This is a genomic window from Paenibacillus sp. NPDC058367 (genome assembly GCF_042723305.1).
GTDB lineage: Bacteria > Bacillota > Bacilli > Paenibacillales > Paenibacillaceae > Paenibacillus_AQ.
In genome coordinates, this window is record NZ_JBHXIZ010000003.1 from 841856 (window position 1) to 855429 (window position 13574).

The following is a 13574-nucleotide window of genomic DNA, read 5'->3' on the forward strand; positions in this document are numbered from 1 at the left end:
CTTTTAAATGTAGTTACTGACTCAATGCTGCTCCGGAGGGAGCGGAAGGCCTAAGTGATGATAAGCGGCCGGGGTTACAATTCTTCCACGAGGGCTCCGCTGCAAGAATCCTATCTGCAGCAGGTAGGGCTCATAAACATCCTCAATCGTCTGACTCTCCTCACCAATTGTAGCAGCAATCGTATCCAGTCCTACAGGACCGCCACGAAAGCTTGAAATCATCGCTCTTAACATCTTGTGGTCGATGCTGTCCAGCCCACGTGGATCCACTTGTAGCATCTTCAGGGCTTCCCCAGAAATCTCAGGGGTTATAATCCCATCGCCGCGCACTTGAGCAAAATCACGGACTCGCTTCAATAGTCGGTTCGCAATCCGCGGCGTTCCACGGGAACGAAGCGCTATCTCTTCCGCCGCATCTCCGACAATCTCAATCCCTAAAAGATCTGCATTTCGAGCAACAATGAAGCTTAGCTCATCTATGGTATAGAACTCCAAGCGGCTGACCACTCCGAAACGATCACGTAGTGGCGCTGACAGCAGGCCAGCACGGGTGGTAGCACCTATAAGTGTGAAAGGCGGCAAATCCAAGCGTACCGAACGGGCACTTGGCCCTTTGCCGATCATGATGTCCAGCGCGAAGTCCTCCATCGCCGGATACATAACCTCCTCCACCGTCCGGTGTAAGCGGTGAATTTCATCGATGAACAGCACATCGCCTTCCTGCAGGTTCGTCAGCAGGGCGGCTAAATCTCCCGGCCGCTCTATCGCAGGACCGGACGTTGTTCGTAAATTCACACCCAGCTCATTGGCGATAATGTTCGCGAGTGTTGTTTTACCGAGACCTGGAGGCCCGTAGAGCAGCACATGATCCAGCGCTTCACTTCTCATTTTGGCCGCTTCGATATATATTTTCAGGTTTTCTTTTACCTGATTCTGTCCGATATATTCTCCCAGATAACGAGGGCGTAAGCTTAATTCTACGGCTTGCTCGTCCATCATCAAATTAGCGGATATAATCCGGTCATCCATTCCTATCGCTCCCTTTCTTCAGGATGTGTTCGGCTTTACTTAGCAATATATAATAGCCCAAGTGCTTTCTTCATCAACACATCTACAGTCCCTGTCTCTGCGCCCTCTTTTTTCATAGCGAGCCACACACGGTCCAATTCACTTTCGGTATAACCCAATCCCTTAAGGGCATCCCTAGCCTCTTGCCAAGCTAACCCATCCGATGCTTCTTCCATTGGAACTGCAAATAATCCCGTTTGCATGGTAGCCATACTGAGTCCGTCCAGCTTGTCCTTCAAATCTAGGATCATCCGCTGCGCCGTCTTCTTGCCAATGCCCGGCAGTTTCGTTAAGAAGGTTATATTCTCTTGGTAAATTGCCGAGATCAACTGATCTGGAGTTCCACCTGTCAGTATTCCGAGCGCAACCTTCGGACCGATCCCAGATACCTCAATCAACTTGCGGAACAATTTTTGCTCCTCCCGAGTCGGGAACCCGAACAGAAGCGTCGCATCCTCACGTGTTTGATAATGAATATAGATCGTTACAGGTCCTTCTACTTTAGCAAATGCATAAGGGTTCGGGCAGAACACCCGATATCCTACGCCCTGCACATCCAGCACCACATATTCCGACTCTAAATGAACGACGGGTCCTCTTAAGAAATCTATCATTTTCGCAATACCTCATTTAATTTAGAATTAAGACTGCTCGAATGGGCATGACATACCGCTACCGCGAGTGCATCCGCTACATCATCCGGTTTAGGGATCGCCGATAATTTCAGTAGCAGCTTCACCATTTCCTGTACCTGCCGTTTCTCTGCCTTACCATAACCAACTACAGCCTGCTTCACCATCATAGGTGTATATTCCGAGACGGGTAAGCCACGCTGTACAGCAGCTAATATCGTCACTCCGCGGGCCTGTGCTACTGGCAATGCTGTTGTAACATTACGTGCGAAGAACAACTTCTCTATCGCTACAGCATCAGGTTTATATTTATCAATGAGCTGACCCATGCCTTCATAGACATGCAGCAGACGTTCTTCCTCAGGCGTGTGAGCCTCAGTCTGGATACAACCATATTGGACCGGGGTCAACTTATGACCTTCCTTATCCACAAAGCCAAAACCGACAATCGCCAGCCCTGGATCAATTCCCAAAATGCGCAAGCACGATCTCTCCTCTATAACAGGCAGTTTATTCCACCGTTTTCATCCATTACTCCGCTATGAAGCGAACATATGTATTCCTTCAAACCATTATAGCAAAAATACCCCTTCCGGGAGAAAAAAAGTTTACCCTCTAATGCGAAATGGCAACTTTAGGCCTACAATGAGAACCTCAAACTTTCTTATATTTGCAAAAAAAAGCTGCCCTATAGCCATTAATAATGACTTTAGGACAGCTGATATGCTTAAGGATGCTATTGCTTATTCTGCATGACATGTTCGGCAGCCTCACGCGCATAGTCACTGAAGGTGGACAATACGCTGTTGTACTCTTCAATATCTTGTACACGAATGCCCTCATGAAGCTCTTTCCAAATACTTTCCGGCAGGGAGGATTTCAAGGAACCCATATCCATTTGAAAAAAGGTCTTCAGAACCTTTTCCTGTACCGGAGGGCCTTTAAACAATTTCAAATTTCCAAATGCATCGACCCCGATATAGGCTTCTTTTTTCGTTAGGGTCGATAGATCATTCACTTTTTGTTCCAGCCACAAATCTCCATCACTGCTGATGAAGCCGCTCCATGCAGGGTGTTCCTGAATTATCTTTTTAAGCTGAAGCGGGTTCTTTACACCTGGCAATGTCTGAACTTCTTCCCCAGATACATACGATATTTTTAAATGAACGGTTCTGCTGAGTCCGCTTTGAGCGATCGTCTGCAACAGTTGTTCGTTTTTTATGGTGCCCTTCTCTTTCTCCTCACCGCTGTCCACGCCTACTTTAAATACAGCTGCGGCCAACTCGCTTTCGGCACTATCCGTCCAACTAGAATCCGTCAGCAGTCCACTGATTTCCTCAGGTACCTGCATACTTCGCCATGCCAGTACAGTAAGAGCTAAACAAGCTGCCCCTACCCAAAGCGCCTTTTTCCAACGTCTCCATCGCTGCCAAAGTTGTTTTTTTATGCGCGACACGTTAATCCCTTCATTCTGGTTTTTCCCTATTGTGACCTGAGAAGGGATCATTTATGCGCTTTTCTGTGAATAATCGCTATTTTATCCTAATTGCAAGGTTGACCTTGCAGTATCGTTCAAGCGTTAGGAATAACCGGCAGCTTCACATGGCTTGGATATTCACTATTATGGTAAACAGTCTGCAGCACTGTAATCGCCTCTGAATCTTCATACGGGTTATCACCAGTATTCGTATTCGGGAAAGCAACGAATTTACTGGAAGAGGTAATCGAAAAACGAATTCGGTGTCCTACCGCAAATCTGTGAGCAATATTCGGCATGAAAATATCGTATGCCTCCACTTGCCCTGGCGTGAGCAGTTCTGGTGCATCAAACCCATGACGATATTTAGCTCTGACAATATAGTTAGATAACCGGATAGAGTCTCCATGTTCATTCACATCACTAAGCGTAACTACCCAATCCGTATCCTTACCTGTGCTAGCGGCGTAGATGACAGCAGACAATTCGCCAGCAATAGTCAATTCTTCCGTCAACACCTCACTAGTGTACACAAGAATATCATTTCGGAGCTCATATTTCCGCAAATTTTCAGGCTCCCGCTCACCGCTATCATTCATAGGATCATTTGGGTTATAGACATAAGTATCTTCTGGAGAGTGTTCCTCTGGCGCTGTGAGCAGCTTCCCGTCTCCTTGTCCTGAATTAGCACGGCCAGCACTGGAAAGATAAAACGGCGTAGTTGTAGCTTCAACTGGTGTCCAATCCTCCGACGTTCTCCACTGATTCTCACCAACGACATAATAAGAGGCTCTAGGCTCCTGATCTATTCCGTTCGGAATGCCTTTGAGGAAGCGGTCGAACCAGCGCAGTACAGAAACATCATAATTATAGACGACTGCATCATTGCCGAAGCTTACTCCCTCATAATCTCTGGCTCGGTTTGGCCCATGCTCCCATGCACCCAGACGGATTTTACGATTTGGCACATCATGTTCAGTCAGCATTCTCCAAGTCTCCGATACGCCAGGGCTGTCGCCATCATACCAGCCTGAGATCACATACATAGGGACCTGCACTTGATCCCCGCGTTCCGTAAAGGTACAGTTTCTCCAGAAATCATCATACTCCGGATGCTGGCTCCACAAATCCCAAGGTCCTGATGCTTTGCCGATCATTTGCTGTGGAATCTCCTTAATCGGTCTCGCATCGACGGCCGCTTCTGGGTTCACCGTAATGCCCCCAAAAATATCAAAATCCGTCCGGGTACCCACAGATTGTGCAAGCGTCCAAGACAAGAGTGGCCAAGAGCAAAGCGTCCCACCCTTACGCGCTGTATCTACAAACGGTGAGCCAACATTCACTTCATCCACAACAGCCTTCAAATTTGGGTGCCCGCTGGTCGCCGCCGAGACAACCACAAAGCCGAGATAGGACGCGCCCCACATTCCAACATTTCCGTCCGACCATTCCTGCGCGATAATCCAATCGATCGTATCGTAGCCATCATCCCGTTCATTATAAAAAGGGATCAACTCCCCCTCCGAATCCGCCCGACCTCTTACGTCCTGTGACACCACTGCATAACCTTTGTTAGCCCATCTCATAAAAATCTCTTTTTTCCCGTTACGGTCATAGCAGGTTCTCACAAGAATCGTCGGCAGCTTGGTTCCCGGCTGAATGCCCTCAGGAAGAAACACATCCGTAGCCAGTCTCACGCCATCACGCATCGGAATCAGATCCGTACCCAAATCATTTACACCATACTCTGGCTTGGACAAAAGGGGATCATCATAAACAACCAGAGGCGTCAGCTTCTCATATCCTGCTTTAACAATCAGCTCGATGCCATACCGATTCGGCGTAAGAAAGGCAATAATCTCACCATCCAAGGTCACAATATCCAGTGCCGTCTCTTTTCGTAACGCCCATACTTGTGAAGTAAGCTCACGGCCATCCAATACAGCCTGATACTGAATATGCTTTTGATAAAGATCACCATTACTTAGAACTACCTCATCATTGACCCATTCTGCTTTAGCGTAAGCATCCATGTGTTCGTGGATTTTTTGAATTGGAAGAACGGTCTTGAACTGACTATCCAGCGCATTGTATTGCATTTGTGTTCGTCTGCGTGGATCAACCTTAGCGAGTTTAATTTGTTGTTCCGTAAAATGTATTTTCCCTGAATAAATGCCAGAACAGTAGAAGTTAAATGTAGTTGTGTTCAAGTATGTTGTCATCTATTTATCCCCTATCCCCAAATTTCTTCAAACACGCGCAGCCAGTTGCCACCCATAATCTTTGCAATATCCTCATCCTTATAACCGCGAGCCACTAGACCTCTAGTAAAGTTGATAAAATAGCTATATTTTTCAAGCCCAGCAACGGTTTCAGTAGAAGGTCCGTCTCCTTTGGCAAATCCTAGCTTAGGTGCAATGTGTTCTTTAAAATAAACCAATGACCAGATCACATCGCTCATCGGCCAATCCGTTCCAATCCCGACATGATCCACGCCTACAAGCCGAATCACATATTCGATATGATCCAGCACATGATCAATGGTCGTATGGTTAGGATCTTCATGAACAAACCACGGCATAGCAAAAATACCGATGACTCCACCCGTCTTCGCTATCGCGATAATCTCTTCATCACTTTTACAGCGCATATGAGGATAGACAGCCTCTACACCTGTGTGTGAAGCAATGACCGGAGTCTTAGAATACTGGCAAGCATCGAGCGTGGTCTGTTTTCCACAATGTCCCGTATCTACAATGATCCCGAGCTTGTTCAAACGCTCAATGAATCTTTTTCCATAATTCGTAATCCCAGCGTTCGACTGTTCTGCACAGCCTGCACCGACCTGATTCTGATTGTTATAAGTTAATTGTAAAATTCTTAAGCCAAAATTATGTAACACATCTAATAGGTCCAGATTAGTACCTAGGCCATCCGTTTCTTGAGCTGTGATAATACCCGCCTTATGGCCATTACGCTTGGCTGCACGTATATCCTCTGCGGTTAAAGCTTTAACTAACCAATCTGCGGAGTCAAACTGAAGCTGAACTTCAGCCATGCTATTGATCATGCTTTCTAAGGACTCTAAATGAAGTTCCCGGTTACCCGCGGTAATTCCCGATTTATACCATTCACTTTTATACTCGGGGATCTCACCGCTGGCCGACAGCTTTGTGATCATTTTTGCTGGCATGCTGCTGTATATCATCGGCTCATCTTTATAGGGCTCACACAGCTCTTTTATTTTTTTAGACACGGACTCTGGAATTGCGTTTGGAGATAAGGGACCTTGAAATAGCAAATCAATATTAATGTTCTGCGCATGCAAATGTACGGCCCGCTCTTCGTCTTGCTCCGTCAACTTGAAATCATACAAACCTTCATATGTGCTCATCATGTGGTCGCTCCTTAGAATGCAATTTCAATGCCTTTTTGTAATTTAACAGCTTCATTATAAATGAAGTTGGCTGCTGCTAAATCCTCTATTGCAAGTCCTAGTCCTTTAAAAAGAGTGATCTCATCAGCTGTAGCTCTGCCCTCAATATTCCCGCTGATCAGTTCACCGATTTCACCGATAATATGGCCTGAAGTAATCACGCCTTCGTTCAGCGGAATTAAATAATCCCCAGATTCATTATGCGCGGATTCCAATCGGTCTACATATAACTTAGCTAACCGTACGGTCTCCGAATCCAGCTCACGATCCGCTGCTCTGCAGGCTCCAACCGCATTGATATGTACTCCAGGCTTCAGCCATTCTCCTTCGAGTACAGGCTCTGTGGATGCTGTTACGGTACAAATGATATCTGCTGGATTAACTGCCTCTTGAATAGTCTCAGCCACAAGGATGTCCACACCATATTTACGGCTCATTTCTGCTTGGAAATCTCTTGCCTTTGCAAGTGCCCTACTCCAAACTCTGACCTCACGAATCGATCGAACCAGTAGCATCGCTTCTAGATGGCTTTTGGCTTGCTCGCCGGTACCTAGAATGGCAAGCACCTCTGCATCTTCTCTAGCCAGATAACGAGTGGCTACTGCGCTAACAGCCGCTGTGCGAATTGCGGTAATCTTCTGTCCATCTACTACAGCTTTCAGAATACCGGTAGAAGAATCGAATAACGTAACAAGGCCTTGATGCGAAGGTAAACCTAAGCCATGGTTGCTTGGAAACACACTGATGATTTTGGCACCTGCTACTTCTTCACTCTGCAAAAAGCCCGGCATTAAGCCAATCAGATTGCCTTGGTGCAGCGGGAGTACTTGTCTTAAGCTCTGTATGGCTTGTCCTGCGGACAAGTCCTTCAAAACGGATTCCATCACTGTGATGCAAGACTCCATTGCTAATAGCTCAGCCACTTCATTTTGATTAATAACTAGCATAAGACAAACCTCCTTTACTTCATTGTGGCAACAAATGTGGGAACGCAAAATTATTCTTTATATCATAACTTATACGCTTTAAATATTCATGTATAAAGCTGGAAATCAGCAATTTGTCTTACCACGGGCTATTAGCTATACTTAATATAGTTCATATTCTATTTTAAGGAGCTGACGATTGATTATGTCTAGTAAAATAACTTTAGGTAGAACAAATTTGCAGGTACTCCCTCTCGGACTGGGTGCCAATGCTGTTGGTGGGCATAATTTATTTCCCGGCTTAAATGATGAGACTGGTAAAGACATCGTTCGCAACGCTCTTGACCATGGGATCAATTTCATTGATACCGCCTTTATCTATGGTCCAGGTAGATCCGAGGAACTTATTGGAGAAGTGCTGAGAGAAAGAGGCGGCCGTGACAATGTGGTTATTGCTACTAAGGGCGCTCACAAGATTACTGGCGATAAGGTTACGATCGACAACTCTCCAGCTTTTCTAAGACAGTCTGTGGAAGACAGCTTGAAACGCCTCCGGACCGATTATATCGATCTTTACTATATTCATTTCCCTGATGAAAGCACTCCTAAGGATGAAGCTGTTGGCGAGCTTAAGAAGCTGAAGGATGAAGGAAAGATCAAAGCGATCGGGGTCTCCAACTTCTCCATTGAACAGCTGAGAGAAGCCAACAAGGACGGGCATGTGGATGTTCTCCAATCCCATTACAACCTGCTGCACCGTGATGCAGAAAAAGAACTGCTCCCTTACACGCAGGAGCTTGGCATTTCTTTCGTTCCTTACTTCCCACTCGCGTCCGGCCTTCTTGGCGGCAAGTATAAGCAAGGCGATACGTTCAGCGACAATAGAAAGAACAACCCAATGTTTCAAGGAGCGACCTTTGCCAAAAACCTGGAGAAGGTGGACAAGGTTCGCCAAATTGCCGATGCCAAAGGTGTTGAAGTCGCACATGTGGTGCTAGCCTGGTATTTGACCGTACCTTCCATCGACGCACTTATTCCCGGAGCTAAACGTCCGGAACAGATCGTATCGAATCTCCAGACTCTGAAAGTTCAGCTGACACCAGATGAGATCAAAGCGATTGATTCAATCTTTAAGGCGTAATAGCGCCTTATAATGTAAAGGGGGTTGTCCTTGAAGTCATGAAATGGCTACTGGGGCAGCCCCTTTTCTAAGGAATAGCGTCACTGGAGTCCGCAAGCCTTAATAAATGATCAAGACTCGATAGCGCAGCTAGCCAACAAACAAAAATACAGGGCAGCGGATTCTTATCGAATATCCTAAATTCTTTGTATTAGTAAATATTGTTTGCTATACTTTCTCTGTGTATCAGTAGACTTAAATTTTTATACAAAGGGGAATTCCTTGATGATTATTCAACCTAAAACACGCGGATTTATATGCACAACAGCCCATCCAAAGGGATGCGCCAAACAAATAGAACAACAAATTGAATATGTAAAAGCGCAAAAGAAAATTGAGGGACCTGCGAATGTACTTGTCATCGGTGCCTCTACCGGATACGGACTGGCATCTAGAATTTCAGCTGCTTTTGGTGCTGGCGCCAATACCATTGGTGTGTTCTTCGATAAGGCTGCGGAAGGTCAGCGCACCGCATCTGCAGGCTGGTACAACTCCGCTGCCTTTGAACAACAAGCAGCAGAGCTTGGACTTAAATCACACAGCATAGTTGGCGATGCCTTCTCTGATGCGATTAAAGAGAAGACCATTGCACTGATTAAAGCTGAATATGGCACCATCGATTTAGTTATTTATAGTGTCGCTTCACCTCGTCGTACCCATCCGGTAACAGGAGAAACCTTCTCCTCCGTTATTAAACCGGTGGGAACAGCTTATTCGAATAAAACTTTGAACTTCCATACAGGCGAAGTAACCATGACCACCATTGAGCCTGCTAATGAAGAGGAAGTACGTCAGACCATCGCTGTAATGGGAGGCGAAGACTGGAGAATGTGGATCGATCAGCTTCAAGCAGCTGATGTCCTTGCAGATGGTGCTACTACCGTTGCTTACTCCTACATCGGGCCTGAAATCACTCACCCTATCTATCGGGACGGAACAATTGGCCAAGCCAAGCACGATCTGGAACAGACTGCGATCCAAATGAATGACCTTCTTTCATCAAAAGGCGGACGTGCCTTTGTATCCGTTAATAAGGCGCTCGTAACTCAGTCCAGCTCAGCTATTCCTGTAGTACCCCTTTATATCTCTGCACTTTATGAAGTGATGAAGGAAAAAGGCCTGCACGAGAACTGTATTGAACAAATGTATCGCTTGTTCTCTGAGCACCTATACGGTGAAGGCAAGGCTACTGCTGACGGAAGCTGCTTGATCCGCATTGACGACTGGGAAATGCGTGAGGATGTCCAGACAGAGGTTATGAAACGTTGGGACGAGCTGACAACTGATAATGCAGGTGAGCTGGCTGATCTTGAAGGCTACCGCCAAGATTTCTTCAATCTGTTTGGCTTTAGAACAGATGGCGTAGACTACGAAGCAGATATTGATCCTAATGTCGACATTCCGAATATGTATTAAAATGATTCTGAATACATCCATATGCTAATTCTGGATGTATAAACAAAGAGGTTGTCTGCAAAAGTAGTGAAGTCTACTGATGTGGCGGCCTCTTTTTTGTACTTTGCTTACAACCTACCTATACGTCGTAGGGCATATTGGCTTAGCCTCCCACTTTGTGATATGGTTTGATAGAATACTGCAAGTTCTAACTTACATTCTAAGGAGTGAATCACTCATGGTTAAGAAAATTAGTGTAGCGAATGGTGTACTTGACGTATCCCAAATTTCGCTGGGCTGTATGCGGATTGCGGATTTGTCTGCCAAAGAGGCTGATACACATGTACATAGTGCGTTGGAGCTCGGAATAGACTTCTTTGATCATGCCGACATTTATGCGGACGGCAAAGCTGAAGAGGTATTCGCAGGGGTACTTCAGAACAATCCTGGTATGCGTGATAAAATGCTGATCCAAACCAAATGCGGAATCCGCAAGGGCTATTTTGATTTTTCCAAAGAGCATATCCTACAATCCGTAGAAGGTAGCCTAAAACGCTTGAAGACCGATTATATCGATGTGCTATTGCTTCACCGTCCTGACACGCTGTTCGAGCCGGAAGAAGTGGCTGAGGCTTTTGACATTCTGGAGAGCAAGGGATTGGTCAAGCATTTTGGTGTCAGCAACCAGAACCCGTTACAAATCGAGCTACTTAAGAAAAATGTAAAGCAACCGCTGCTGTTCAACCAGCTGCAATTGAGCATTATGTTTACGGGTATGATTGATACCGGCTTCAATGTGAATATGACTAACTCCGGTTCGGTTGTTCATGACGGTGGGATCTTAGAGTACAGCCGTCTACACGACATGACCATTCAGCCATGGTCACCTTTCCAATATGGGTTCTTTGAAGGTGTATTCTTGGACAACGACAAGTTCCCTGAATTGAACGAGGTCATTAACCGCTTAGCAGCTGAAAAAGAGGTTACCAATACTGCTATTGCCATTGCCTGGATTCTCAGACATCCGGCAAATATGCAGCCTGTTGTAGGTACAACCAATACGCAGCGATTGCGGGATATTGCCAAAGCATCCGCTATTACACTCACCAGACCAGAATGGTATGAAATTTACCGTGCTGCGGGTAATATCCTTCCATAAATATCAAAAGCCACGAAGTACGCTAATATCGTACTTTGTGGCTTTTTTTTGTGACTATAATTGAAACCGTATAACTCTTATAAAAAAAGAAACGGCATCTCTGCCGCTTCTTTTAAGGATGGACTCTCAGGGGCTCGAACCCTGGACAAATAGATTAAGAGTCTACTGCTCTACCAACTGAGCTAAGAGTCCACAATATAATGATTTACCTTGCTATACTTAATAAGCAAAAGCCCTTAGCTTAACGCATAAGAGCTTCGCTTGCTAATTGATACCGGCGAGAGGACTCGAACCTCCACGGTTTCCCTCTCGATTTTGAGTCGAGCGCGTCTGCCATTCCGCCACGCCGGCAAAGTATGAAGTTAAAATATGGCGCGCCCTGAGAGATTCGAACTCCCGGCCTTTTGATTCGTAGTCAAACGCTCTATCCAGCTGAGCTAAGGGCGCAAAATTTATATGGAGCGGACGACGGGAATCGAACCCGCGACCCTCGCCTTGGCAAGGCGATGCTCTACCGCTGAGCCACGTCCGCACACGGTATGTATTAGTGTCCGACTCACTTAAGAAGTGAGCCATGAAGGACTCGAACCTTCGACACCCTGATTAAAAGTCAGGTGCTCTACCAACTGAGCTAATGGCTCATGAAGCAAGAAAAATGGCGGAACCGACGAGATTCGAACTCGCGATCTCCTGCGTGACAGGCAGGCATGTTAGGCCAACTACACCACGGTTCCAAAAGATATAATTGCTTGATGAAAATTGGTTGCGGGGGCAGGATTTGAACCTGCGGCCTTCGGGTTATGAGCCCGACGAGCTACCGGGCTGCTCCACCCCGCGTCATTAAAAATATTTAGCTATTCATTACCATAAGAAAGCTTCATGGTGGAGGCTGAGGGGATCGAACCCCCGACCCTCTGCTTGTAAGGCAGATGCTCTCCCAGCTGAGCTAAGCCTCCATGTAAAGAAGCAACTCAATTATCATAACACAATCCAACCTGTAATGCAACATTTTATTTCAGAAGAACAATTACGTTTTAAAGAAATTGGTGACCCGTATGGGATTCGAACCCATGTTACCTCCGTGAAAGGGAGGTGTCTTAACCCCTTGACCAACGGGCCGTATTGAAAACAAAATGTTTTGACAACAAAAAATATTATATCATGTATTTCGAAGTATAGCAATACCTAAATTAATATATTTTCACTTTTCTTCTATAATAGGCGTTAAAGTGATATCAAGCTTACTAGCTATCATCTTTACGACTCCTAGAGTAGTCAGGTTATTTGTGTCTAAATGGTCTTTAAATACGTCCTTATTAAGCCCTGTGAGGCATCTGTCGATCTGTTGAACGGCCCATGAGTCATTCCCTTCACCTCTACCACCCAATCTCTTGAGCAGCGTCTCTCGTGAGGCACACAAAGTAAAATGATGAACCTCTAATCCCTCATTTATTAGATTTCCAGCAATGTCCATCCAATATTCTGGGTTGACTATGGTCATAGGTACGATAATCGTTCCCCTATATTCGCTAGCTATGTATTTTAACATGGAATGGTTAATTTCACGCCAAAGATAATAGTTCTGAAAGTCACTTTTTGTCATCACATCGGGAATGTTTGCTCTTATGTAATACCCTACATTCTCTGGATCGTATACAAAAGAATCAGGAAGTCTGCGATGTAATTCATATGCAGTTTCTGTCTTCCCCGCACCAAAAGCTCCATTGATCCATATAATCAAGATCTTTATCCCCCATGAATAATCTATTAGTGACTCTATTAAACCACTTTATCATAAAAACCCTTACAAGCAAATTCACTCTACAAGGCACAACAAAAAGACCACTGTCGATTACTCAACAGTGGTCTTGCGTGCTTGGCAACGTCCTACTCTCCCAGGACCCTTCGGTCCAAGTACCATCGGCGCTGGAGGGCTTAACGGTCGTGTTCGGGATGGGTACGCGTGGAACCCCTCCGCTATCGCCACCAAACGGGCATTTGCGGTACAAATGCATTATTCAGGTCTCAGCATCGCCAAATGCTGAAAACAAAATTCATCAACATACAGCCACTAGGACCATATGGTTTAGAACTTGATTCCTGAAAACTGAATCCGAATTGAATTTGCGTTTGCCCTTCTTACGGGGCCCCCGGAAAGTACTCGGAATTAGCTTCACAGCCTTTTCTTCACTTTTTGGGGTATTTTTAGGATAAGCCCTCGACCGATTAGTATTGGTCAGCTCCATGCATTACTGCACTTCCACCTCCAACCTATCTACCTCGTCGTCTTCAAGGGGTCTT

Annotated in this window: 11 protein-coding genes, 9 tRNA genes and 2 rRNA genes; 3 read left to right on the forward strand and 19 right to left on the reverse strand. The window is 45.7% G+C overall.

What is annotated here, in order from left to right; genetic code table 11:
- Window positions 1-21: 21 nt before the first annotated feature.
- The 7 genes from ruvB to ACFWMP_RS20625 form a co-directional block, all read right to left on the reverse strand.
- Window positions 22-1029 (reverse strand): Holliday junction branch migration DNA helicase RuvB, encoded by a 1008-nt coding sequence (gene ruvB / locus ACFWMP_RS20595; RefSeq protein ID WP_042191128.1) that lies wholly within the window; start codon window positions 1027-1029, stop codon window positions 22-24.
- A gap of 35 nt (window positions 1030-1064) precedes the next feature.
- Window positions 1065-1682 (reverse strand): Holliday junction branch migration protein RuvA, encoded by a 618-nt coding sequence (ruvA, locus tag ACFWMP_RS20600; RefSeq protein ID WP_379424588.1) that lies wholly within the window; start codon window positions 1680-1682, stop codon window positions 1065-1067.
- Window positions 1679-2182: a crossover junction endodeoxyribonuclease RuvC gene (gene ruvC, locus ACFWMP_RS20605; RefSeq protein ID WP_036677679.1), complete on the reverse strand. Its 504-nt coding sequence runs from the start codon at window positions 2180-2182 to the stop codon at window positions 1679-1681. The genes ruvA and ruvC overlap by 4 nt, the downstream gene beginning before the upstream one ends.
- 254 nt (window positions 2183-2436) lie before the next feature.
- A complete protein-coding gene (locus tag ACFWMP_RS20610; RefSeq protein ID WP_379424589.1) occupies window positions 2437-3156 on the reverse strand; it encodes a BofC C-terminal domain-containing protein in 720 nt (239 codons plus the stop codon).
- 116 nt (window positions 3157-3272) lie between these two features.
- Window positions 3273-5399, reverse strand: coding sequence for a CocE/NonD family hydrolase (locus ACFWMP_RS20615; protein WP_379424590.1), 2127 nt, complete (start codon window positions 5397-5399; stop codon window positions 3273-3275).
- Between the two features lie 11 nt (window positions 5400-5410).
- Window positions 5411-6574: a dipeptidase gene (locus tag ACFWMP_RS20620; RefSeq protein WP_379424591.1), complete on the reverse strand. Its 1164-nt coding sequence runs from the start codon at window positions 6572-6574 to the stop codon at window positions 5411-5413.
- Window positions 6575-6585: 11 nt separating this feature from the next.
- On the reverse strand, window positions 6586-7560 hold the full coding sequence (locus tag ACFWMP_RS20625) for an ornithine cyclodeaminase family protein (protein WP_379424592.1): 975 nt from the start codon (window positions 7558-7560) through the stop codon (window positions 6586-6588).
- Window positions 7561-7744: 184 nt separating this feature from the next.
- On the opposite strand from ACFWMP_RS20625, the gene ACFWMP_RS20630 reads away from it, so the two are divergent.
- From ACFWMP_RS20630 to ACFWMP_RS20640, 3 genes are all read left to right on the forward strand, one after another.
- On the forward strand, window positions 7745-8680 hold the full coding sequence (locus tag ACFWMP_RS20630) for an aldo/keto reductase (RefSeq protein ID WP_340972404.1): 936 nt from the start codon (window positions 7745-7747) through the stop codon (window positions 8678-8680).
- Between the two features lie 264 nt (window positions 8681-8944).
- On the forward strand, window positions 8945-10135 hold the full coding sequence (gene fabV, locus ACFWMP_RS20635; protein WP_379424593.1) for an enoyl-ACP reductase FabV: 1191 nt from the start codon (window positions 8945-8947) through the stop codon (window positions 10133-10135).
- Between the two features lie 217 nt (window positions 10136-10352).
- On the forward strand, window positions 10353-11273 hold the full coding sequence (locus ACFWMP_RS20640; protein WP_379424594.1) for an aldo/keto reductase: 921 nt from the start codon (window positions 10353-10355) through the stop codon (window positions 11271-11273).
- Window positions 11274-11392: 119 nt separating this feature from the next.
- Here ACFWMP_RS20640 and ACFWMP_RS20645 read toward each other — a convergent pair.
- The 12 genes from ACFWMP_RS20645 to ACFWMP_RS20700 form a co-directional block, all read right to left on the reverse strand.
- Window positions 11393-11465: transfer RNA gene (locus ACFWMP_RS20645), tRNA-Lys, on the reverse strand.
- 80 nt (window positions 11466-11545) lie between these two features.
- A tRNA-Leu gene (locus ACFWMP_RS20650) sits at window positions 11546-11624 on the reverse strand.
- Between the two features lie 19 nt (window positions 11625-11643).
- A tRNA-Arg gene (locus ACFWMP_RS20655) sits at window positions 11644-11720 on the reverse strand.
- A 10-nt stretch (window positions 11721-11730) separates the two neighbouring features.
- Window positions 11731-11805: transfer RNA gene (locus ACFWMP_RS20660), tRNA-Gly, on the reverse strand.
- A 36-nt stretch (window positions 11806-11841) separates the two neighbouring features.
- Window positions 11842-11914 (reverse strand) — tRNA-Lys (locus tag ACFWMP_RS20665).
- Between the two features lie 15 nt (window positions 11915-11929).
- Window positions 11930-12007: transfer RNA gene (locus ACFWMP_RS20670), tRNA-Asp, on the reverse strand.
- Between the two features lie 26 nt (window positions 12008-12033).
- Window positions 12034-12110, reverse strand: a tRNA-Met gene (locus tag ACFWMP_RS20675).
- A gap of 43 nt (window positions 12111-12153) precedes the next feature.
- Window positions 12154-12229 (reverse strand) — tRNA-Val (locus ACFWMP_RS20680).
- Between the two features lie 88 nt (window positions 12230-12317).
- Window positions 12318-12392 (reverse strand) — tRNA-Glu (locus ACFWMP_RS20685).
- Between the two features lie 82 nt (window positions 12393-12474).
- On the reverse strand, window positions 12475-13014 hold the full coding sequence (locus ACFWMP_RS20690; RefSeq protein ID WP_042191143.1) for an AAA family ATPase: 540 nt from the start codon (window positions 13012-13014) through the stop codon (window positions 12475-12477).
- 133 nt (window positions 13015-13147) lie between these two features.
- Window positions 13148-13264, reverse strand: a 5S ribosomal RNA gene (gene rrf, locus ACFWMP_RS20695).
- A gap of 215 nt (window positions 13265-13479) precedes the next feature.
- A 23S ribosomal RNA gene (locus ACFWMP_RS20700) occupies window positions 13480-13574 on the reverse strand; the annotation flags it as partial.

What these genes read in the sequence shown, in the direction of transcription:
- ruvB (WP_042191128.1), bottom strand. Translation starts at nt 1,029, where the DNA reads ATGGATGACCGGATTATATCCGCTAATTTGATGATGGACGAGCAAGCC.
- ruvA (WP_379424588.1), bottom strand. Translation starts at nt 1,682, where the DNA reads ATGATAGATTTCTTAAGAGGACCCGTCGTTCATTTAGAGTCGGAATAT.
- ACFWMP_RS20615 (WP_379424590.1), bottom strand. Translation starts at nt 5,399, where the DNA reads ATGACAACATACTTGAACACAACTACATTTAACTTCTACTGTTCTGGC.
- ACFWMP_RS20620 (WP_379424591.1), bottom strand. Translation starts at nt 6,574, where the DNA reads ATGATGAGCACATATGAAGGTTTGTATGATTTCAAGTTGACGGAGCAA.
- ACFWMP_RS20625 (WP_379424592.1), bottom strand. Translation starts at nt 7,560, where the DNA reads ATGCTAGTTATTAATCAAAATGAAGTGGCTGAGCTATTAGCAATGGAG.
- ACFWMP_RS20630 (WP_340972404.1), top strand. Translation starts at nt 7,745, where the DNA reads ATGTCTAGTAAAATAACTTTAGGTAGAACAAATTTGCAGGTACTCCCT.
- fabV (WP_379424593.1), top strand. Translation starts at nt 8,945, where the DNA reads ATGATTATTCAACCTAAAACACGCGGATTTATATGCACAACAGCCCAT.
- ACFWMP_RS20640 (WP_379424594.1), top strand. Translation starts at nt 10,353, where the DNA reads ATGGTTAAGAAAATTAGTGTAGCGAATGGTGTACTTGACGTATCCCAA.